This is a genomic window from Duganella sp. GW821-FHT07G03, assembly GCF_059418605.1.
On sequence record NZ_JBWKQE010000017.1, the window covers coordinates 67,659 to 86,977 of the forward strand.

Here is a 19,319-nt window from a genome sequence, read left to right on the forward strand (position 1 = left end):
CCATAACTATTTAACTTTCGCGAATGGCTGCTCCTGGCCGCAAACGGAAGTAGCTACCCTGGAGGATCGGACGCTCAGGGGTGTTCGGCGGGCGGATACTGCTACTTTTTTGCATCTTCTGCTTTCTGCCGAAGTTTGACTACTTGGGCGGCCAGATCCGCCGCGCCAAGCTCTTGAACGGTTTTTTGCAAGTCAGCGCCGGCTTGCACTTTGATTTTTGCCTCGTCAGATTGGTCTTTGCAGTTTGTGAGCCATATTTCCTTTGCTTTGGCCATGTCTGAATGAGCACCTGCTCTCTCCAGCATTTCACGTGTTTTTCTATACGGGGGTGTTGGGTTTAAGGTGTAAAAAGGCTGAGTGACGAACATCGGTACAAATTTGTAAGGGTTGTCGAATACTGCAGGCTTGCATGTCCATAAACTTTGTCTCATAGATAAGTTTGCAGCAATCCACGGCGTAAGTCCCATCTCATCGGCATCATTAATGTGAGCTCTGACAAGTTCGGATGTAAGTAGTGCTGCAACTACGTCCGGGTAGCCCATGTACGCAGCCGCCGCGAGAGGTGATTGTTTCCCTTTTTCGGTTACAAGAAGTCCGTCGGCCGAACCACTTGCCACATACTGGCGGATTTCATCAGCAGCCTTTTCTTCGGCGGCGATCATATCTGCAACCTTGCCAGTCGTCTCGCCCAAGACGTATATGCGGTCGGCCAGAGAGTTAAGCACGACCGTTGGGTCACGTTGCACATCAGCTGCATCTGCGGTACATGTCAATAATACTGAAACCAACAAGGCTACGGCATGTGCAAGTACATCTTTAATATGAGTATTCATGATTTCTATTGAGTGTACATTTGAACGGTTCCCCCATGGCTTAACCGTTTATTGTCTTTTTCGTAGTCCGCTTGTGGCCGGTTGGCGCCGAAAGCACCATGAATCATTGTGGCGTTGGACCTTCATCCAGCGATGCCCAGTGGGGTAGACGGTATTTACGCCGTCCATAGGCAAAGTAGATCGCCATTGAAAAACCAAAGAATAGTCCGGTTCCGCAAGAAATACCCACGGCAGACATACCTGTTATCCCTTGCTTCGACCAAACTAACGGCCACATGATGCCGCCCCAAGCCACGCTGAACCAAGCCATCGCAAAGATAACCATTCGAGAGAATGGCACAAAGTGAGGCGGTGGAATCTCAACGCCTATGCGCCAAAGGGCGCGCAAATACGGAGGTTCATAACTGCAACGCCACATGCCTGTATTTCTTAAGATTGCTAGCGATTGAGCACGCCGGAACTGGAACGTCATAATAAAAAAGAAAGTAGTTGCCGACAGGGCACTATACTAGATCGAAGCATCGCGAAAATGCGCACTTTGTAACTTCCATCGAGCGGCGGCTTCTGGCCGATTGTACCTATTCACGCCGTCGGCACCACTCTACCGTTATTCTTTCTTTTTAATCAGACCGGCCAATGAAGCAAACGGATTATGCGTGGCCGGCGCGACCTCGGCCGATTTCAGACTAAGGCCCCGGTCTGCCTCAAGATAACGCGAGTGTTCGTTATCGTGGCAGTAAAGGCACAGCAATTCCCAGTTGCTGCCATCGGGCGGATTGTTGTCGTGATTGTGGTCACGATGGTGCACTGTCAGTTGCGACACATTGGTATGCGTGAATTCGCGCGTGCAGCGCCCACATACCCACGGATACATTTTCAGCGAGCGCTCGCGATAGCCCAGCTCGCGCTGGTCGGCAGCGCGCCGTGCGTCGGCCACAATTTTGTCCAGTCGCGCGGCGTCCGGTTTTTTTCCAATGGTCATGCTTATTTCCTTTCCTTGCTATTACATGTTGGCCAGCAGCGTCCACTATCGGCCAGCACGCCGATTCAAGCCGACGCCGAGTGCAGCCTTGCGAAGGCGGCGATTGCGCAGCACATAACGCATCGACGCCGAAGTGTCATACATGAGTTGATAATGGTAATAGTTGATGTGCTCAAGCACGGCGAACAGGAAAATCCCGAGTGGCCATGTCAGTTGCGCGTTCCATCCGGCGCCCACGATCTGGACAGCGAATCCGAGCGCCACTGCGCCAAACAGCGCAAGATTGGATACCTTGAATGCGTTGAACAGCCTGTCAAAATAACTCGGCAACGGGACTGACACTCTAAGACACGTCGCGCTGGCGACGGAAGGCCAGCCAGCCGGCGATCACCGTGAAGCTGGCGACGATCGCCACCACCAGCCAGAAGCCTTCCGGGTCCTGCGCCAGCGGGATGCCGCCGACGTTCATGCCCAGCAGGCCGGCGATGATGTTGATCGGCAGGGCCAGCACCGTGACGATGGTCAGCACGAACAGGCTGTGGTTATTGCCCTCGTTGACCAGCGCCGCGATCTCTTCCTGTATCAGCTTGATGCGCTCCTGCAGTGACGCCATGTCCGCCAGCACCATCGAGAATTCCTCGGTCGACTCGCGCAGCTCCTGGGCGTCCAGTTCGGCCACCCAGGCCGGCGGCCGTTGCAGCAGTCGGAACAGCGCCGCCGGTTCCGGCGCCAGCAGGCGCTGCAAGCGCACCAGCACGCGCCGCAGCGCGCCCAGGCTGGCGCGCTTGGTCTTCAGTTTGCCGGCCAGCAGATTGTCCTCGATCTCGTCGACGGTGCTGATGGCGTTGCGGACGATCTTGATCAGCGCGTCGGCCTGGTCGCGCAGCAGGTGGATCAGCAGCTCCACCGACGAGCGTATCGGCTCGCCGTTGCGCACCGCGTTGCGCAGGCCATCGACCGCCTTCAACGGCTTGCGCCGCGCGCTGATGACGATCTGCTGGTCGACGCTCAGCCACAGCGTGGAGATGTCGGACGGCTCAAACGAAAAATCGTGCAGCACGTCGTTGACCACGGCGATCAGCGTGTTGTCGGCCATCTCGATGCGGGTCGAGCGCGGGCCTTCGTGCAGGCTTTCGTAGAATTCCTCCGGCAGCGCGGTGTGCTCGTGCAGCCATTTTTCGCTGGCGGTGTTGGCCAGGTTGTAGTGCAGCCAGATGAATTCCCGCGGATGCTGTTCGCGCTCGGCCAGCCAATGGCAGGCAGCGTCGGCGTCCAGCGGCAGGCCCTTGCTGTCCGGCGCGCGGCCGAACAGGTAGCCGCACACCAGACCCGATGAGTCGGAACCGTAGGACAGTGGCGCATTCTGCATTCAAGATTCTCCGTGATGGTCGCGGGCATCAGGATAGCAAATTACGCTAAGATGGGGTGATATATCCTCGGTCGGAGAGAGCATGCAGCAAGCGCCCTGCCAATCGATGAGCTGAAGGTCAGACCAGCAGCGCGTTGTTCATCTCGATGGCGTCGATCTTGGCTTCGGCCAGCATGGCTTCGAGCTTGTCTTCGTCGATGAACAGGTCGATGGCCGAGTCGGAGTGCGGCGGCAGGTCGCGCTGCGCTTCCTGCAACGGCGATTTCACCGGCGTCAGGTGGTTGGCCAGCAGCAGGGTGTCGAGCAGCGTGTCCGGCGGGATCGACATGAAGCTGTCGCGCAGGCCTTCGATGGCTTCGGCCACCGGCTCCGGGATGCACAGCTTGCGCATCACTTCGCGGGTGATGATTTCCTCGCTGGCCGAGTGCCAGTTCTCGGGATCTTCCTCCAGCAGGCCGGGGAATTCGTCGGCGCGCGAGAGCAGGTAGAAGCCGCCCACTTCGTGCACGATGGCGGCGAACAGCGCGGTGTCCGGATTGACGCCGGTGACCTGGCGCGCGATGATGCGCGACAGCGCCGCCACGGCGATGGTGTGGTCCCACAGCTTTTCGGCCTTGTAGCGCAGTTCCGGGTCGGCGATCTTGGCACCGAACTGGCGCACCACCATGGCGGCGGCCAGCGCGAACAGGTTCTGGTAGCCGATGCGCATGATGGCGCCGCGCACGTTGGTGATCATCGGCGCGCCGGAGCGGTTGAACATCGCGGAATTGGCGATGGCCACGGTGCGCGCGGCCAGGATGGGCTCCGCCAGCACCAGGCTGATGGCCTTGTCGACCGGGCATTCCGGATCGTCGAGCGCGAGTTGAACGCGGAGTGCCGCATTGACACTGGTCGGGAAGACCAGTTCACCACGGATGGCCAGCGCCGCGATATGGCCGAATGCTTCTAGTTTATTCATGATCAAAATTATACGCATGCGCGGCCCCAATCTCAACGCCATCTTGGCTTGCGGGTGGCTTCTGGGGCACGGAGGAGGCGGCAATGCGACAGTGTGGGCGGCGTGGAGCCCAAGAGGAGCCGTGCGCGGCGCCGTTACGGGCGCCGCGCACGGGGTAAAGCTGAGCTTCAGGCGTTGGCGAACTGCGGACGGCGGCTGGCGCTGTCGCGGTGGTAGCGGCTGACCGACAGGTCGTCCGACAGGATGGCCGGGCGGCGGGCCGAAATCAGGTCGGACAACAGCTGGGCCGAGCCGCAGGACATGGTCCAGCCCAGCGTGCCGTGGCCGGTGTTGACGAACAGGTTGCGCAGGCCGGTGCGGCCGACCACCGGCGTGCCGTCCGGCGTCATCGGACGCAGGCCGGTCCAGAAGGTGGCGGCGGCGCTGTCGCCGGCGCCGGGGAACAGGTCGTTGACCACCATTTCCAGCGTTGCGCGGCGGCGCGGGTTCAGCGCCAGGTTGAAGCCTGCGAGCTCGGCCATGCCGCCGACGCGGATGCGGTCGTCGAAGCGGGTCACGGCGATCTTGTAGCTTTCGTCCAGAATGGTCGACACCGGCGCGGAGGCGGCGTTCACGATCGGCACGGTGATCGAGTAGCCCTTCATCGGGTAGACCGGGATCTTGACCAGGTCCTTCAGCAGCGTGGTCGAGTAGGCGCCCAGCGCGACCACGTAGGAGTCGGCCGTCACCAGCTCGGCGCCGCACTGCACGCCTTTGATCTCTTCGCCGGCCGTGACCAGGCCGCTGATGTCGACGCCGTAGCGGAATTTCACGCCCAGCTGCTCGGCCATCGCGGTCAGGCGGGTGGTGAACAGCTGGCAGTCGCCGGTTTCATCGTTGGGCAGGCGCAGGCCGCCGACCAGCTTGTTCTGGTCCAGGCCGGGTTCGGCGGCGACCAGTTGTTCGCGGTTGAGCAGCTCGTAGGGCACGCCGGTTTCCTGCAGCACCTGGATGTCCTTGGCGGCGTCGTCCAGCTGTTTCTGGGTGCGGAACAGCTGGGTCGTGCCTTGCTGGCGGCCTTCGTATTCGATGCCGGTGGCGGCGCGCAGGGCCTTGAAGCAGTCGCGGCTGTACTCGGCCAGGCGCACCATGCGTTCCTTGTTGACGGCGTAGCGCTCGGCATTGCAGTTCTGCAGCATCTGCCACATCCATTGCAGCTGGAACAGCGTGCCGTCCGGGGTGATCGACAGCGGGGCGTGGCGTTGCAGCATCCATTTCATCGCTTTGAGCGGGATGCCGGGCGCGGCCCAGGGGGAGGCGTAGCCGGGCGAGATCTGGCCGGCGTTGGCGAAGCTGGTTTCCAGCGCGGGACCGGGCTGGCGGTCGAGCACGGTCACGTCGTGGCCGGCTTGCGCCAGATAGTAGGCGCTGGTGACGCCGATGACACCGCTACCCAAGATCACTACCCGCATTACTGTCTCCCGATTATTTAGCCATACCAGATATTCCGCTATGGTATGCTTGTATCACTAGTATTTGTTACTGTATAAATTGATATATTCAGTGGATTTTCATGCGAATTCAAAAAGAATCGGTCCGTAGCCTCGACAAACTGGACAGAAAGATATTGCGCATCCTGCAGGAGGATGGGCGCATCTCGATGAAGGACTTGAGCGAGCAGGTCGGCCTGTCGATCACGCCGGCCATCGAGCGGGTCAAGCGCATGGAGCGGGACGGGGTGATCACCGGCTACCACGCGCGCATCGATCCGCCGGCGCTGGGGGCGAAGTTGCTGGTGTTCGTGGAGATCACGCTGAACCAGAAATCGGGGCCGGTGTTCGAGCAGTTCCGGCGCGAGGTGCTGCGCATACCGGAGGTGCAGGAGTGCCATCTGGTGTCGGGCGATTTCGATTACCTGATCAAGGCGCGCATCCATGAGATGGCGGAGTACCGCAAGCTGCTGGGTGACATGCTGCTCAGTTTGCCTGGGGCGGCGCAGTCGAAAAGTTATGTCGTGATGGAGGAGATCAAGGAGACGTTGATCCTGTCCACCGAGGTGGTGCCGGGTTGATCGGGCTCAAGGCGCGACGCTTGCAAGGCGCAGCCAGAGGCGCACAATGTGCGGATGAACGGCACGTTCGACACCCTCAGTTATACCCGGCGCCTGGAAGCGGCCGGCGTGCCGGCGGAGCAGGCCGACGCGCACGCGCTCGCGCTTAGCGAGGCGCTGCGGACGCAGCTGGCCACCAAGGCGGATGTGCAGTTGGCCAAGACCGAACTCAACGACAAGATCGAGTTGGTGCGCGCTGAGCTCAATGCCAGAATGGACAGGATGGAAGCCAAACAGGCTGCGGAATTCGCGGAGCTGCGTGCGCTAATCCGTGACGAGTCGAATCGCGTGCGCACGGAAATCATGCGTTGGGTGTTCGGACTTTGGATCGGCCAGACCGCCGTCCTGTTCGCCGCGCTGGCCTACCTCCACTCCTAACCGTTCGCCGGCAAACGCATTGAGCGCGCCGCTTCAGTTAAAATGCAATAACAGCATTATTTACGAAGCGGAGCAAGTGTGAACAATCAGCACGGTACTCCAGGCGATACCCACGTGGTCAGCGTGCGCTCGCTGGACGAGCACATGTCCAGCGACCAGAGTTTCAGCTCGGCCTACGCGCGCGCCGTCGGCGCCATCGCCGGCAACGAAGGCAGCCTCACGCTGGCCCAGTTCGCCGCCGTCACCGACATCGCCGGCGACGGCAAATCCTCCGCCGTCTTCACCGCACTGGTACTGAACGCCATCGAATCGGGCGTGGACGTCGACTGGGCGTTCAACGCCCTCAGCCGCAGCAGCGCCGGCATCGACCAGGCCGCGCGCGAAAACGCCCTCAGCATGACCATCCCGCTGCTGGCGCTGCACGGCGCCGACGCCCGCGTGCTGGCGCAACGGCTGGCCAAGGCCTTGTCGGCCCGGCTCTCGCCCGAAGACCTGAACCGCCTGCCGCAGGCCGAAGAACGCGGCATCCTCGCCAACCTGGGCGAGCAGGCGCGCCGGCTGGTGCGCGGCCGCTCGCTGGCCGACGCCGTGGCCGATTTCGGCCGCCATGCGGGGCAGCCGGTGCTGGTCGAGCACGCGCGCAACTTCCAGTCCGGCGACATCGATCATGGCCAGCTGCGCGAGCTGGTCGGCAGCAGCACCGCCGCCATCGCGCAGGACATCAGCGTCTACCTGGAACAGGCGCGTATGCTGTCGGTGGGCGAGGCCATGGCCGCCACCCTGGTCAGCGCCGCCAACGACCTGAAGAACCAGGTGCTGCAACGCCTGACTTTGGTGGACCAGCGCATCGCCTACGAGCGCCGCCTGCTGCTGGAGGAAATCGACGACGCCGTGCACGATGCCGGCAACGCCATCGAACTGGCGATCACCGACCGCCTCAACACCGACCAGTGGAAGGACGACGACGTGTGGGCCAGCATGGGACGCCAGCAGTTCGGCCTGGAGATGGAGCGGCGGCTGGACCGCATCGTGCGCCGCAAGGAGCAGTCGCTGCACCTGTTGCAGGAGGACTTGCGGCTGTTCCAGCAGGCGATGCGCTTGAATCAATCGTCGGTGTTCCAGCGTCAGCACCACTCGACGCTGGCCAAGCTGATGCCGCGGCTGCGGGTCGGCACGCGCATCGTCAATAGCGTCGACACGGCGGCCAATGTCACCTTGATGAGCGGGGCGGTGGTGGCGGCCGGCACCGGCACGGCGGCCTATCTGATCGGCGCGGCGGTGGTGTTGCCGGTGGTGGCGCCGGCGGCGCCGTTTGTCGGCGGCGCGGTGCTGCTGGCGGGCGCGTTCAAATGGTTCACCGACGGCGGCAAACGCAAGCGCACCGAGATCCGCGACAAGCGCGCCGCCTTCGAGGCCGAGCTGCGCAAGCAGCTGCATGCGGCTGAGCTGAGCTTCAACACCCAGCTGGACCTGGTGGCCCAGGGCTTCCACGACTCCGCGCTGCAACTGTTGACGCCCTTGCTGCTGGAAGCCGAAGCGGCCGGCCGCGTGCCCGGCATGCGCCAGCGCATCGCCGACCGCGTGATCACCCAGGCCCAGGCGGCGATCCGCCAGCTCGACGCCGAGCTGCGCAAATAAGCCCGGGGGACCTGACCCCGGGTTGAGGACGTGCTACGCTGATGATATAGCCCAACAACAAGGAAATGCCATGAGAACACCTTTTGCCGCGGCGCTCTGCCTGCTGCCGCTGATTTGCCTGGCCGAAGACGGGCCGCCGATCACGCCTTATCGCCCGTCCGTTTCCAGTCCCGCGCAGTTGCCGGCCGCCGGTCAGCTGGAATTGGAGCTGGGCGGCTTGAGCAGCAAATCCGATGACGGCCGCCGCAACAGCCTGCCATACGCGCTCAAGCTGGGCTTCAACGAACAGTGGGGCGTCGTGCTCGGCGGCGAAGCTTATGTGTCGGCGCCGGACGGCAGCGGCGGCCATGCGCGCGGCATCGGCGATACGCTGTTTGTGCTGAAGCGCGCCTTCGTGCTCGATGAGGGCAGCGCGCTGGGTCTGGAACTGGGCGCCAAAGCGCCCACCGCCAAGGACAGCATCGGCAGCGGCCGCGCCGACTACAGCCTGAACGGCATCTACAGCCGGGACATGGGCAGCGTCCACATGGACGCCAACCTCAACGCCACCCGCCTGGGCGCCTACGATGCCGGCACGGGCCGGGTGCAGACCGGGTTGTCGGCCTCGTTCTCGACCCCGGTCAACGAGCAGTGGGGCGTGACCGGCGAATGGTCCGGCACCCGCCGCAGCGGCGCGGCCAGTACCGCACAAGTGCTGCTGGCGTTCAGCTACAGCCCCAGCAAGCGGCTGACCATGGACTTTGGCGCGGCGCACGGCTTGAACCGCGCCTCGCCGAATTGGGCCTTCTTTAGCGGGGTGGTGTTGCCGCTGGCGCAACTTTGGTGAGGGATTGTGGTTTTTTGTGTACGCTAGCGTACGGATAGTCAGGCCGGGGTTTGCTACTATTTCAGTTGAGTAAGTTCGCTCAGCCACGATTACAAGAAAAGAAGGCCATCATGAAAACCAAGATCCTTGCCGCCAGCCTGTTGGCGTTGTCCTCCGCAGCCTACGCCAGCGACGTCGGCGTTTCCATCAACATCGGCCAGCCTGGTTTTTATGGCCGCATCGATATCGGCGATTATCCGCAACCTCAGGTGATTTACCGTGAGCCGATCATCGTCCAGCGTCCGGTGCGCTACGTGGAGAGCGCGCCGATCTACCTGCGCGTGCCGCCGGGCCATGCCAAGCATTGGGACAAGCACTGCGGCGCCTACAACGCCTGCGGCCAGCGCGTGTACTTCGTGCAGGATGGCTGGTACCAGAATCAGTACGTGCCCCAATACCGCGATCGTCATGGCGATGGCCGCCATGAAGAGCGCCGCGACGACCGTCGCGATGACCGACGTGATGACCGCGGTGATGACGACCACGGCAATGGCCACGGTCACGGCAACGGCCACGGCAAAGGCCACAACAAGGATTGATCACGCGGCGCCGGCCGTCGCCCACAGGAGAAACGTTTGCAGAGCCAAATCTTGATCGTAGGCGGTGGGGCAGGCGGGCTGGAGCTCGCTTGCAAGCTGGGCCGCAAGCTGGGGCCGCAGGCGGTGATGCTGGTCGACAGCCGCCTGTTTCATATCTGGAAGCCGTCGCTGCATGAGGTGGCGGCCGGCACGCTGGACGTGCACCAGGAAGGCCTGTCATACCAGATGCTGGCGCATGACAACGGCTTCACCTTCGTCTACGGACCGCTGCAGGCGCTCGACGCCGGCCAGCGGCAGCTGACGGTCGGCGCGATCTACAGCGGCGACCATGGCCAGCGCGAAGCAGTGCTGCCACAGCGCCGCATCGGCTACGACGCGCTGGTGCTGGCGATCGGCAGCACCTCCAACTATTTCGGCGTGCCCGGCGCGGCCGAGCACACCATCTCCCTGAACGCGACCGAAGACGCCGAGCGTTTCCGCCTGACCCTGCTCAAGCTGCTGACCCAGGCCGAACTACAGAAAAGCACCCGGCCCGAGGCCGGCGTCGACATCGTCATCATCGGCGGCGGCGCCACCGGCGTCGAACTGGCGGCCGAACTGCGCGAGGCCAGCGGCGTGTACGCCGCCTACGGCTTCCACCAGCTGCGCGCCGAGCGCGACGTGCGCATCACGCTGCTCGAAGGCGCGCCGCGCATCCTCGCGCCCTTGCCGGAAAAGGTGGCGACCGCCGCGCTGGCGCTGTTGCAGCAACGCGCCATCAAGGTCGTCACCGGCACCCGGGTGAGCGCCATCGGCGCCGACGCCGTGACGGCCGGCGACGTCGTCTACCCGGCGCAGCTGGTGGTGTGGGCGGCCGGCATCAAGGCGCCGGACCTCCTCGGCCAGCTGGGCCTGCCGACCACCAAGTCGGGCCAGGTCGAGGTCGACGCCCGCCTGGCCGTGCCAGGCCACGCGGGCGTATATGCCTTGGGCGATTGCGCCGCCTGTCCTGGCCCGGACGGCAAGCTTGTGCCGCCGCGCGCGCAGGCCGCGCACCAGCAGGCCGACTACCTGGCCGAGACGTTTTTGCGCCAGCAGCGCGGCAAGCCGCCGCGGCAACAGCCGTATGTGTATCGCGATTATGGTTCGCTGGTGTCGGTCGGCCAGACCACGTCGGTGGGCAGCCTGATGGGATCGTTGAAGGGCTTAAGCTGGTTTGTCGACGGCCTGGTGGCGCGGCTGATGTATGCCGGCCTGCACCTGATGCATCACCGCGCCGTGCTCGGCACGCTGCGCACCGCCGTGCTGGCGCTGGCGCGCTTCCTGATCAAGCGCAGCACGCCGTTGGTCAAACTTCATTAGCGCATCAAGCGGCGGCCGGCTTGGGCAGTATCATCGTCAGCGTGGCGCCGCGCTCGGCGCCGTTCGACAAGCTCAGCGTGCCGCCCAGGTAGGCGGCCCGTTCGCGCGCGGTGCGCAGGCCGAACTTGCCGCTGACCTGGCCCAGCAGCATCGCCACCGGGCCGTCCAGGCCGACGCCGTTATCCTTCACCGTCAACATCACTTCGTCCTCGTTGTCGTCGACGATGACGTCCACCTCGGACGCCCGCGCATGGGCGGCGATGTTGCGCAGCGCTTCCTCCAGCGTGTGCAGCAGCACGATGCCGTGGCTGCGCGGGCAGTTCAATTCTTCCTCCGGCAGGCTGCAGCGCGCGCTCAGCTGTTGCTGCTGGCCGAACTGTTCGACCGCCTCGCCCAGCGCCACCCGCACGCCGAGGAATTCCAGCTTGTCGTTCCACAGCTTGATCTGCATCTGGCGGTTGGTTTCGACGATCTGCAGCAGCAGTTGCTTCATGTGGGCGGCGCGGTCTTGCAGCGCCGCGTCCTGCGGCATTTTCTGCATCAGCAGGCCCAGGTGCATGGTCAGCGCCGTCAGCGAGGAACCGAGGCTATCGTGCAGCTGGCGCGACAGCGAGCGGCGCTCGTTGTCCCAGCAGGTGTGGACGTGGCCGAGCAGGTCGCTCAGGTCGGCGCTGCGCAGCGCGTCTTGCGGGCCGGGCGCTGCTTGCTGTGGTTGTGGTGCCGGGACGGACATGGTTTTCTCTATTCGTGCTTACTTTGTGGGGCGATCATACCCGAGCTTTGCAAGTCGTGGCGCACTCTGGCTAGTGCTCACTGTTTGACGGCCTGCGGCACGCAGCCGCCGATCACGTCGGCCAGCTGGTCGATGTCGACCGGCTTGACCAGATGGCGGTCGAAGCCGGCGTCCAGCACGCGCCGCAGGTCCTCGGCCAGGCCGTAGCCGGTCAGCGCGATCAGGCGGATGGCGCGCGTGGCCGGATCGGCGCGCAGCCGGCGCGCCACCTCGTAGCCGTCGATGCCGGGCAGGCCGATGTCGATCAGCGCCACGTCCGGCTGCTGGCTGACGGCGGCCGCCAGGCCTTCGTTGCCGTCGGCCGCCGCGTGCACTGCATAGCCGTAGCAGCTGAGCATCATGGTCATCATTTCGCGGCCGTCGTCGTTGTCTTCGATCAGCAGGATGCTGGGCATGCCGTGCACGCTGACGGGCTCGGCCGGAGCCGGCGCCGCCACCGGCTGGTGTTCGATGCGCGGCAGGCGCAGCGTGAAGGTGCTGCCGCCGCCCGGTCCCTTGCTCTCGGCGGCGATGGCGCCGCCGTGCAGCTCGGCCAGCCGGCGCACCAGCGACAGGCCGATGCCCAGGCCGCCCTGCGAGCGGTCCAGCGTGCTGGAACCCTGCACGAACACGTCGAACACATGGGGCAGCAGGTCGGCGGCGATGCCGACGCCGGTGTCGCGCACGCTGAGCACGACATCGTCGTTCTCGGTCCAGGTGCGCACTTCGATGCGGCCGCCGGCCGGCGTGTACTTGAGGGCGTTGTCGATCAGGTTGCTGGTGATTTGTTCGAGCCGGGTGGCGTCGCCGTTGATCCAGCCCTGGTCGAGGTCATGCACCAGCTGGTAGTCGGCGCTGCGGCCGGTGGCGCGGTAGGTTTCCAGCGTTTGCCCGACCAGCGCCGCCAGGTCCAGCGGCGCGCGGTTGAGCAGGATCTTGCCCGACATCGCGCGCGACAGGTCGAGCAGGTCGTCGACGATGCGGCCCAGGTGCTGGCTCTGGCGCTGGATGATTTTCTTGGCGCGCGTCACGCCCTCGGCCGACACGCCGGGCAGGCCGATCAGCGAGGCCGCGCTGCTGATGGCCGACAGCGGATTGCGCAGCTCGTGGCCCAGCATGGCGAGGAACTCGTCCTTGGCGTGGTTTTGCCGTTCCGCCGACTGCCGCTCCTCGATCTCGCGCGTCAGCCGCAGGTTGGTGGCGGTCAGCTCGGTGGTGCGCTGGCTCAGCTGGCGCGCCTGCTTCTTCAATTCCTCGTTCTTGGTGGCCAGCGCCACAAACACCGAGATCTTGGCGTACAGGATCTGCGGGATCACCGGCGTGAACAGGAAGTCGACCGCGCCGCGCTGGTAAGCCTTCAGCCGGTCGAGCTCGTCCGCGAGGAAGGCGGTGATGAAGATGATGGGAATGTCGGCCGAGCGCGCGCGCTGGTGGATCGCCTCGGCCGTTTCAAAGCCGTCCATGCCCGGCATGTTCACGTCCAGCAGGATCACGGCGAAGTCGTGCATCAGCACCTGGCGCAGCGCCTCCTGGCCCGAGCGTGCCGCCAGTACCTCGTAGGACTCCTGTTCGGCCCACTGGGTGAGCAGGCTGGTCAACGCAAACAGGCTGTTGGCATCGTCGTTGACAACCAGGATTTTGGGTTTTTCTGTTTTAGGCACGGGGTCTCTGCACACTGCTGGAACGGCGAAATCTTCGCGGCCTTGACGCTGCCAGAGAAGCAAGAAATACACGCCAAATCATGATATCAATTGCCTATATGAATGTCAAAAACGCCCGGTCAATCGAACGCGGCAGAGGGGCGCGCGGGCCAGAACGTTCGATTCCGTACAGACCCCGCCGGCCCGGACTGCGACAGTGGTGGCTTAACACCAACGGAAAGGACGCATCATGAATATCGATACTGTCGTGGATAAAGAGTACCTGGGCCAGAGCTTCCGCGCGCTGGCCGACGCCCCCACCAGCGCGCTGCGCGGCATCAGCGCCAAGGACGCCAAGGCGCTGGCGCAGTCCTTCAATGTGCACACGGTGCGCGAGCTGGCCAATCTGGAGTTTGTCAAATGGGCGGCCGCGATCACCACCTTGGCCGAGCACGAACAGGCCACGCCGGAAGAGCAGGCCAAGGAAACGCTGCTCGACGGCGGCCTGGAGATGACCTTCCCGGCCAGCGATCCGGTGTCGGTCGACGCCGGCATCACCCGGATCGAAGTGGCGCCGGACAAGGTCGACGCGCATGACGACCACCAGCACGCCGGCAAGATGGCAGAGGACGCCGCACACCCGGTGTGAGGCGAGCCGGTCCCGGCCGCTCAGGCCGGGGTCGGCGACATGATGTGTTGTGGCGCCGGCGTGCGCACGGTTTGCGCGGTGCAGCAGCGGTTCTTGCCCGAGCGCTTGGCTTCGTACAGCGCGCTGTCGGCCGCCGCGATCACCGACGCCACCTGGTCGGCGTCGTCGGGATAGATGCCGATGCCGATGCTGGTCGACAGCTGCAGGGTCAGGCCGTTGATCAGGTAGGGCTCGGAGACCGCCTCGATCAGTTTGCTGGCCGGCTCCTGGGTATCGCCCAGATGGGCGATATTGCCCATGACGATGACGAACTCGTCGCCGCCGACGCGGGCCACGGTGTCTTCCTTGCGGGCGCAGCCGACCAGCCGCTGCGCCACCATCTTGAGGATCTCGTCGCCGGCCGCGTGGCCGTGGGTGTCGTTGATGGCCTTGAAGCCGTCCAGGTCCAGGTACATCACGGCTGCCTTGGTCTGCTGGCGGGTGGCGTGTTGCAGCACGGTGGCGATGCGGTCTTCCAGCAGGCGGCGGTTGGGCAGGCCGGTCAAGGGATCGTGCAGCGCCAGTTCCTGCTGCTGGCGGCTGTACTGGGCCAGCTCCTTGTACAGCAGGCGCACTTCCAGCATGTTGTGGATGCGCTTGTGCACTTCCAGCAGGTCGAACGGTTTGCTGATGAAGTCGCGCGCGCCCGCTTCCAGCGCGGCGATCTTGAAGCTCGGCTGGGCGGTCAGCGCCAGCACCGGCAGATAGCCGCCTTGCTCGATTTCCTTCAGGCCCTTCATGACCTGGAAGCCGTTCAGGCCCGGCATCTGCAGGTCCAGCAGGATCAGGTCGTAGCAGTGCTGGCGGTGCAGCGGGCAGACCTGCTCCGGCAGCATGGTGGAGGCGACGTCGGTATAGCCGGCTTCGCGCAGGATCTCCAACATCAATTCGACGTTGTCGGCGCTGTCATCCACCACCAGGATCTTGGCGTTCAGGATTTCGTCTCGGCTCGGCATAATGGTCTCTGTCTGTCTCAAGTTGGCCATTCTGGCCGGAAAAATTATAGTCCCACGATCTTAGCGCATGCGTCTGTGCTGCGGCGCACACCTGTGCATTGTATTTCCGCACGGCAATTAATTGTACCTGCTTTTTAGGATTTTTGTAGTTTATCAACTGAACTTCAGATTGCTTGTAGGACATTGCCTCGTCTACAAGTAAGAGGTTGTTAATTTCTATGTGGAAATAATTGCCACGGTTGTTGGATTGTCGGCATCACCGCTCAGGCGTGGCGGTGGGCCGCCCCCATCGCCGCCACCTTGGCGATCAGTTCGTTGGGCTCGACCGGCTTGGAGATATGCGCCAGGAAGCCGCTCGACAGCGCCCGGATGCGGTCCTCGGACCGGGCGAAGGCGGTCAGCGCGATGGCCGGCAAGTCGCCGCCGCGCGCCGGTCCCAGCGCCCGGATCCGGTCCAGCAGGCCGTAGCCGTCCACCTCCGGCATGCCGAGGTCGCTGAGCATCAGGTCCGGCCGCGCGTGTTGCAGCAGCATCAGCGCCTCGCCGGCGGTGGCGGCGGTCAGCACGTCGGCGTTGCAATCGTTGAGGATGCGCTTGATCAGTTCGCGGGCGTCGTCCTCGTCGTCGACCACCAGCACCTGCAGGCCGGACAGGTCGTGCGCGGCGCCGCGCCGGGGCGCGCCCCAGCCGCCGGCGGCCAGCGGCGCGTGGCCGCCGTGGCGGCGCGGCAGGCGCACGGTGAAGCAGGCGCCGCGGCCTTCGCCGTCGCTGGCGGCGCTGACCGTGCCGCCGTGCTGCTCGACCAGGTGCTTGACGATCGCCAATCCCAGCCCCAGCCCGCCGTGCTTGCGGGTGGTGGTGGCGTCGGCCTGGCGGAAGCGCTCGAACACGTGGCCGATGAAAGCGGGGGTGATGCCGACGCCGTTGTCGCGCACGCTGACGGCGATCTGGTCGCCCTCGCGCTCGATGGCCACCTGGATGCGGCCGCCGGCCGGCGTGAACTTGAGGGCGTTGGTCAGCAGGTTCCAGATGATTTGCTGCAAACGGTTGGCGTCGCCGGCCACCATGCCGGGCGCCGCTTCGAAGTCCTGCTCGATGCGGATCTGCTTGGCCTCGGCGGCCGGGCGCACGCTGTCGATGGCGGCGGCGACGATGGCGGCCGGCGCCAGCGTCAGCATCTCCAGCCGCACCTTGCCGGAGGCGATGCTGCTCATGTCGAGCAAGTCTTCGATCAGCTGGGCCTGGATGCGGGCGTTGCGTTCGATGGTTTGCAGGCCGCGGTGCAGGTCGGCCTGGTCGCGGCTGCCGCGCCGCAGCACCTGGGCCCAGCCGAGGATGGCCGTCAGCGGCGTGCGCAGCTCGTGCGACAGCGTGGCCAGGAATTCATCCTTCATCTGGCTGGTGCGCTCGACGTCGGCGCGCGCCCGGCGTTCGCTGTCGAGCAGGATTTTGCGTTCCTCGGCGGCCTGCTGCGAGGCTTCGTACAGGCGCGCGTTGTCGATCGCGACGGCGGCCTGGGCGGCGATGCCGCCGATGATGCGCTCGGTGCGCTCGCTGAACATGAACGGTTCCGGGTGGCCGAAGAACAGGCAGCCGATCACCACGCCCGAGCGCAGCGCCACCGGCACCGCCAGGTAGCTGCGCACCGGCGCCTGGCCGGGCGGCAGCCGGTGGCAGGGCGCGTCGCGGCCGTAGCGGGCGTCGGCCGGCCAGTCGTTGCTGCGCACCGTGCCGTGCGTGCACAGCTCGGCGCTCGACAGGGCGCCGTCGCCGGGGCGGCCGAAGTCGGCGCAGCCGGCCGGCGCGCCGCTCGACACCATGTGCAGTTCGCGCGCGCGGCCGTGGCCGTCGGCGCCGCGGTAGAAGAAGGCGCCGAAGCGGGCGCCGCTGATGCTGGTGGCGGCGTCGGTCACTTCCTGCAGCAGCGGATGCAGGTCGCGGGTCGAGGCCAGCGCGTTGCCGGTGCGGTTGACCAGCTCCAGCACGGCGGTCTCGTCGCGCAGCGCTTCCTGCACCCGCTTGACCTGGTCGACATCGGTGCTGGTGCCGAACCAGCGCAGCACGCGGCCGGCGGCGTCGTGCACCGGGTTGGCGCGCGTCAGGAACCAGCGGAACTCGCCGTTGGCGCTGCGGATCGGCACTTCCAGTTCATACGGCAGGCCGGTGGCGCGCGAGTGCTCCCAGCGCTCCAGCATCGGCGCGACACAGTCGGGCGCGTAGACCTGGCGCCAGCCGTCGCCGCTCATCTGTTCGGGGGTGGTGCCGGTGTAGGCGTACCACGGCTGGTTGTACCAGATCATGGTGCCGTCCTGCTCGGCGATCCAGGCCAGTTGCGGCATGGAGTTGGCCAGCGCGCGCAGCTCCAGCTGGCTCTGGCGCAGCGCTTCCCGCGCGCTCAGCAAATCCTGCTGGGCGTTGGATGATGCAGGGAGCGCGGCGTCGTCCGTCGGGGGCTCGGGCGTTACGGCGTCGGTGGGCTCGTGAGGAAGAATCATGTGGGGCTTCGGGCTGCCGCGATGCCTGCAGCCGCCGGACGGCGACCGTTGGCTCGCCAGGCTAACGCTCGACGTTTACGGTGACTTCATTGTAGCTCCATCCGCCACCGTGGCTCCGCACGGTTGGCGGCGGTTCAGGCCGGGCGGGCGGCCATGCGCTGGGCGATCTGGTCCAGCGCCGCTTGCAGCTGTTCGATGTCGTAGGGCTTTTGCAAGGACTGCGCGGGGAATTCCAGGTGGCGGGTCAGTTCGTCGCCGTAGCCGGAGGCGAACAGCAGTTGCAGCGTGGGCGCCTGCTTGAGCGCCTGGCGCGCCAGCTCGACGCCGGACATGCCGGGCAGGCTGACGTCGGTGAACAGGACGTCGAACGACTGGCGCGCCAGTTCGGGCAAGGCGTCTTCGCCGGTGGCGGCGGCGTGCACTTCGTGGCCCAGTGCGCGCAGCGTTTCGCACACCAGGTAGCGGGCGTCGGCATTGTCCTCGACCACCAGCATGTGCAGCGGGCGCGCGGCCTCGGCCGGCGGTGCGGCCTGGGCCGGCGCCAGCGCGCACAGCACGCCGCCGACCTGGCCGGCGTCGGTGCGCACCGGCGTGTAGTACAGGTCCAAAGGCAGCTGGGCGACGCCGTTGTTGCGCCATGCCGGCAGATTGACGCCGCGATAGCTGGCGCTGTCGCCGGCCCAGGCCTGGCGCACCGCGGCGCTGTTCCAGCTCCACGCGGCCGGCTGGATCGACGGCACGGCGCCGCCGGGCGCGCGCAGGCTCGACAAGCCGATCAGCGCCGCGTAGGCGTCGTTGTAGACCATGATTTGTTCGGGGCCCCACATCAGCAGCATGGCGGTGGGGGAGTTGAGCAGGATGTCCACCGTCAGCCGCAGCGGCAGCGGCCAGCCGGCCGGCTCGCCGAGGGCGGTGCGCGACCAGTCAGGGGAGGGCGGCGCGACGGCGGTGGGTGGTGTCATGCTGGGGCAACCTGTCTGTATTTGTCTTGGAAGGCAAAGCTGACCGCATCGTACACTAAAAAAAAAGCCCGCTACAGGAGCGGGCTAAATCTATTTCCTTGGAGGAGAATAGAGGAGACAGGTGAATGATGCTGCAACGCGCAAACGAATGCAAATTTTTTCTGATGATGAGCGAGATCACTGGCATGAATGAAGCCACCCGCAAGCCTTGAAAAACCTGGGTTTGTGGGTGGAATGACCAGGTTTTTTTTCCGCATTCGGGCGCGCTGCATATACACTGGTAGTTGAAGCGGCGCAGTGCCGCATTTTGGAGGCGCTATGGCGACTGTGGTGAAGCACCGAAAGATCAACATTGTTGTGTTGGAGCAAAACGAGCAGATAGCGGACCAGTGCCGGCAGGGCGATATCGCCATCGTCACCGACGCTGCTGGCTGGTGGATCAAGTTTGTCGGCGAGGGCGGCCATGTCGATTGCTACGGCGTGCCGTATGCGTCCTACAATGAAGCGATGTGGTCGGCCAAGGCGGCGGCCGAATTCGGCACCTGACATTGAGTGCTGGACAAGCCGGGGGAGTGTCCCTATAATGCTGCTTCTTTCGAACGGCATGCCGGTTGAAAGAGATGCAGTAAAGCAGTTTGCAAGGTGGTTGATTCGGTGTTTCGTGCGCTTGGCCAACTAAACGATAGAAAATATCAAACTTTGCAAAACGAAATTAATGCTTTATAATGTAGTTTAAGCGGCTGTAGCTCAGCTGGATAGAGTACTTGGCTACGAACCAAGGGGTCGTGGGTTCAATTCCTGCCAGCCGCACCAA

At 64.5% G+C, this 19,319-nt stretch carries 20 protein-coding genes and 1 tRNA gene; 9 read left to right on the plus strand and 12 right to left on the minus strand.

The genetic code is table 11. The features are described 5' to 3' along the window. Positions 1-101: 101 nt before the first annotated feature. The 7 genes from AC07OK_RS20565 to AC07OK_RS20595 all read right to left on the minus strand — a co-directional run bounded on the left by AC07OK_RS20565 (position 102) and on the right by AC07OK_RS20595 (position 5,593). The gene (locus AC07OK_RS20565; protein ID WP_494692030.1) at positions 102-833 is read right to left on the minus strand and encodes an ankyrin repeat domain-containing protein; all 732 of its coding nucleotides are present in this window, start codon (positions 831-833) and stop codon (positions 102-104) included. Between the two features lie 103 nt (positions 834-936). Continuing rightward, positions 937-1,305 (minus strand): DUF6404 family protein, encoded by a 369-nt coding sequence (locus tag AC07OK_RS20570; protein WP_494692031.1) that lies wholly within the window; start codon positions 1,303-1,305, stop codon positions 937-939. Positions 1,306-1,440: 135 nt separating this feature from the next. Continuing rightward, the gene (locus AC07OK_RS20575; protein WP_494692032.1) at positions 1,441-1,815 is read right to left on the minus strand and encodes a YajD family HNH nuclease; all 375 of its coding nucleotides are present in this window, start codon (positions 1,813-1,815) and stop codon (positions 1,441-1,443) included. 45 nt (positions 1,816-1,860) lie between these two features. Further along, the gene (locus AC07OK_RS20580; RefSeq protein ID WP_494692033.1) at positions 1,861-2,145 is read right to left on the minus strand and encodes a hypothetical protein; all 285 of its coding nucleotides are present in this window, start codon (positions 2,143-2,145) and stop codon (positions 1,861-1,863) included. Between the two features lie 13 nt (positions 2,146-2,158). Continuing rightward, the gene (locus tag AC07OK_RS20585) at positions 2,159-3,184 is read right to left on the minus strand and encodes a transporter (RefSeq protein ID WP_494692034.1); all 1,026 of its coding nucleotides are present in this window, start codon (positions 3,182-3,184) and stop codon (positions 2,159-2,161) included. 118 nt (positions 3,185-3,302) lie between these two features. Next, the gene (locus AC07OK_RS20590) at positions 3,303-4,142 is read right to left on the minus strand and encodes an HDOD domain-containing protein (protein ID WP_492931357.1); all 840 of its coding nucleotides are present in this window, start codon (positions 4,140-4,142) and stop codon (positions 3,303-3,305) included. A gap of 167 nt (positions 4,143-4,309) precedes the next feature. Continuing rightward, positions 4,310-5,593 (minus strand): D-amino acid dehydrogenase, encoded by a 1,284-nt coding sequence (locus tag AC07OK_RS20595; RefSeq protein WP_494692035.1) that lies wholly within the window; start codon positions 5,591-5,593, stop codon positions 4,310-4,312. Positions 5,594-5,694: 101 nt separating this feature from the next. Here AC07OK_RS20595 and AC07OK_RS20600 point away from each other — a divergent pair, with 101 nt between their 5' ends. The 6 genes from AC07OK_RS20600 to AC07OK_RS20625 all read left to right on the plus strand — a co-directional run bounded on the left by AC07OK_RS20600 (position 5,695) and on the right by AC07OK_RS20625 (position 10,992). After that, positions 5,695-6,192 (plus strand): Lrp/AsnC ligand binding domain-containing protein, encoded by a 498-nt coding sequence (locus AC07OK_RS20600; protein ID WP_026335331.1) that lies wholly within the window; start codon positions 5,695-5,697, stop codon positions 6,190-6,192. 54 nt (positions 6,193-6,246) lie between these two features. Next, positions 6,247-6,609: a CCDC90 family protein gene (locus AC07OK_RS20605; RefSeq protein ID WP_494692036.1), complete on the plus strand. Its 363-nt coding sequence runs from the start codon at positions 6,247-6,249 to the stop codon at positions 6,607-6,609. Positions 6,610-6,687: 78 nt separating this feature from the next. After that, positions 6,688-8,247, plus strand: coding sequence for a hypothetical protein (locus AC07OK_RS20610; RefSeq protein WP_494692037.1), 1,560 nt, complete (start codon positions 6,688-6,690; stop codon positions 8,245-8,247). Between the two features lie 70 nt (positions 8,248-8,317). Next, complete coding sequence (locus AC07OK_RS20615; protein ID WP_494692038.1) at positions 8,318-9,073, plus strand: transporter; 756 nt, start codon at positions 8,318-8,320, stop codon at positions 9,071-9,073. A 110-nt stretch (positions 9,074-9,183) separates the two neighbouring features. Next, positions 9,184-9,651: a hypothetical protein gene (locus AC07OK_RS20620; RefSeq protein ID WP_494692039.1), complete on the plus strand. Its 468-nt coding sequence runs from the start codon at positions 9,184-9,186 to the stop codon at positions 9,649-9,651. A gap of 36 nt (positions 9,652-9,687) precedes the next feature. After that, complete coding sequence (locus AC07OK_RS20625) at positions 9,688-10,992, plus strand: NAD(P)/FAD-dependent oxidoreductase (RefSeq protein WP_494692040.1); 1,305 nt, start codon at positions 9,688-9,690, stop codon at positions 10,990-10,992. A 4-nt stretch (positions 10,993-10,996) separates the two neighbouring features. On the opposite strand, the gene AC07OK_RS20630 is transcribed toward AC07OK_RS20625, so the two are convergent. Together AC07OK_RS20630 and AC07OK_RS20635 are read right to left on the minus strand one after the other, a co-directional pair. Next, entirely contained in the window at positions 10,997-11,725 is a 729-nt protein-coding gene (locus AC07OK_RS20630) for a sensor histidine kinase (protein WP_494692041.1), read from the minus strand. A gap of 77 nt (positions 11,726-11,802) precedes the next feature. Then, complete coding sequence (locus tag AC07OK_RS20635; protein WP_494692042.1) at positions 11,803-13,425, minus strand: response regulator; 1,623 nt, start codon at positions 13,423-13,425, stop codon at positions 11,803-11,805. 229 nt (positions 13,426-13,654) lie between these two features. Here AC07OK_RS20635 and AC07OK_RS20640 point away from each other — a divergent pair, with 229 nt between their 5' ends. Next, complete coding sequence (locus tag AC07OK_RS20640) at positions 13,655-14,053, plus strand: hypothetical protein (protein ID WP_494692043.1); 399 nt, start codon at positions 13,655-13,657, stop codon at positions 14,051-14,053. A 20-nt stretch (positions 14,054-14,073) separates the two neighbouring features. On the opposite strand, the gene AC07OK_RS20645 is transcribed toward AC07OK_RS20640, so the two are convergent. From AC07OK_RS20645 to AC07OK_RS20655, 3 genes are all read right to left on the minus strand, one after another. Then, entirely contained in the window at positions 14,074-15,048 is a 975-nt protein-coding gene (locus AC07OK_RS20645) for a response regulator (RefSeq protein ID WP_494692044.1), read from the minus strand. A 263-nt stretch (positions 15,049-15,311) separates the two neighbouring features. Next, entirely contained in the window at positions 15,312-17,543 is a 2,232-nt protein-coding gene (locus tag AC07OK_RS20650) for a hybrid sensor histidine kinase/response regulator (RefSeq protein ID WP_494692045.1), read from the minus strand. Positions 17,544-17,677: 134 nt separating this feature from the next. Continuing rightward, on the minus strand, positions 17,678-18,505 hold the full coding sequence (locus AC07OK_RS20655; protein ID WP_494692046.1) for a response regulator: 828 nt from the start codon (positions 18,503-18,505) through the stop codon (positions 17,678-17,680). Between the two features lie 318 nt (positions 18,506-18,823). Here AC07OK_RS20655 and AC07OK_RS20660 point away from each other — a divergent pair, with 318 nt between their 5' ends. Further along, positions 18,824-19,051, plus strand: coding sequence for a hypothetical protein (locus AC07OK_RS20660; protein WP_494692047.1), 228 nt, complete (start codon positions 18,824-18,826; stop codon positions 19,049-19,051). Between the two features lie 190 nt (positions 19,052-19,241). Next, positions 19,242-19,318 (plus strand) — tRNA-Arg (locus AC07OK_RS20665). Position 19,319: the final 1 nt, after the last annotated feature.

Excerpts from the sequence above, each read along its gene's own strand:
- AC07OK_RS20655 (WP_494692046.1), bottom strand. The coding sequence starts at position 18,505 with ATGACACCACCCACCGCCGTCGCGCCGCCCTCCCCTGACTGGTCGCGC.
- AC07OK_RS20565 (WP_494692030.1), bottom strand. The coding sequence starts at position 833 with ATGAATACTCATATTAAAGATGTACTTGCACATGCCGTAGCCTTGTTG.
- AC07OK_RS20640 (WP_494692043.1), top strand. The coding sequence starts at position 13,655 with ATGAATATCGATACTGTCGTGGATAAAGAGTACCTGGGCCAGAGCTTC.
- AC07OK_RS20590 (WP_492931357.1), bottom strand. The coding sequence starts at position 4,142 with ATGAATAAACTAGAAGCATTCGGCCATATCGCGGCGCTGGCCATCCGT.
- AC07OK_RS20650 (WP_494692045.1), bottom strand. The coding sequence starts at position 17,543 with ATGATTCTTCCTCACGAGCCCACCGACGCCGTAACGCCCGAGCCCCCG.
- AC07OK_RS20585 (WP_494692034.1), bottom strand. The coding sequence starts at position 3,184 with ATGCAGAATGCGCCACTGTCCTACGGTTCCGACTCATCGGGTCTGGTG.
- AC07OK_RS20615 (WP_494692038.1), top strand. The coding sequence starts at position 8,318 with ATGAGAACACCTTTTGCCGCGGCGCTCTGCCTGCTGCCGCTGATTTGC.
- AC07OK_RS20660 (WP_494692047.1), top strand. The coding sequence starts at position 18,824 with ATGGCGACTGTGGTGAAGCACCGAAAGATCAACATTGTTGTGTTGGAG.
- AC07OK_RS20605 (WP_494692036.1), top strand. The coding sequence starts at position 6,247 with ATGAACGGCACGTTCGACACCCTCAGTTATACCCGGCGCCTGGAAGCG.
- AC07OK_RS20570 (WP_494692031.1), bottom strand. The coding sequence starts at position 1,305 with ATGACGTTCCAGTTCCGGCGTGCTCAATCGCTAGCAATCTTAAGAAAT.
- AC07OK_RS20645 (WP_494692044.1), bottom strand. The coding sequence starts at position 15,048 with ATGCCGAGCCGAGACGAAATCCTGAACGCCAAGATCCTGGTGGTGGAT.
- AC07OK_RS20600 (WP_026335331.1), top strand. The coding sequence starts at position 5,695 with ATGCGAATTCAAAAAGAATCGGTCCGTAGCCTCGACAAACTGGACAGA.
- AC07OK_RS20620 (WP_494692039.1), top strand. The coding sequence starts at position 9,184 with ATGAAAACCAAGATCCTTGCCGCCAGCCTGTTGGCGTTGTCCTCCGCA.
- AC07OK_RS20595 (WP_494692035.1), bottom strand. The coding sequence starts at position 5,593 with ATGCGGGTAGTGATCTTGGGTAGCGGTGTCATCGGCGTCACCAGCGCC.
- AC07OK_RS20630 (WP_494692041.1), bottom strand. The coding sequence starts at position 11,725 with ATGTCCGTCCCGGCACCACAACCACAGCAAGCAGCGCCCGGCCCGCAA.
- AC07OK_RS20575 (WP_494692032.1), bottom strand. The coding sequence starts at position 1,815 with ATGACCATTGGAAAAAAACCGGACGCCGCGCGACTGGACAAAATTGTG.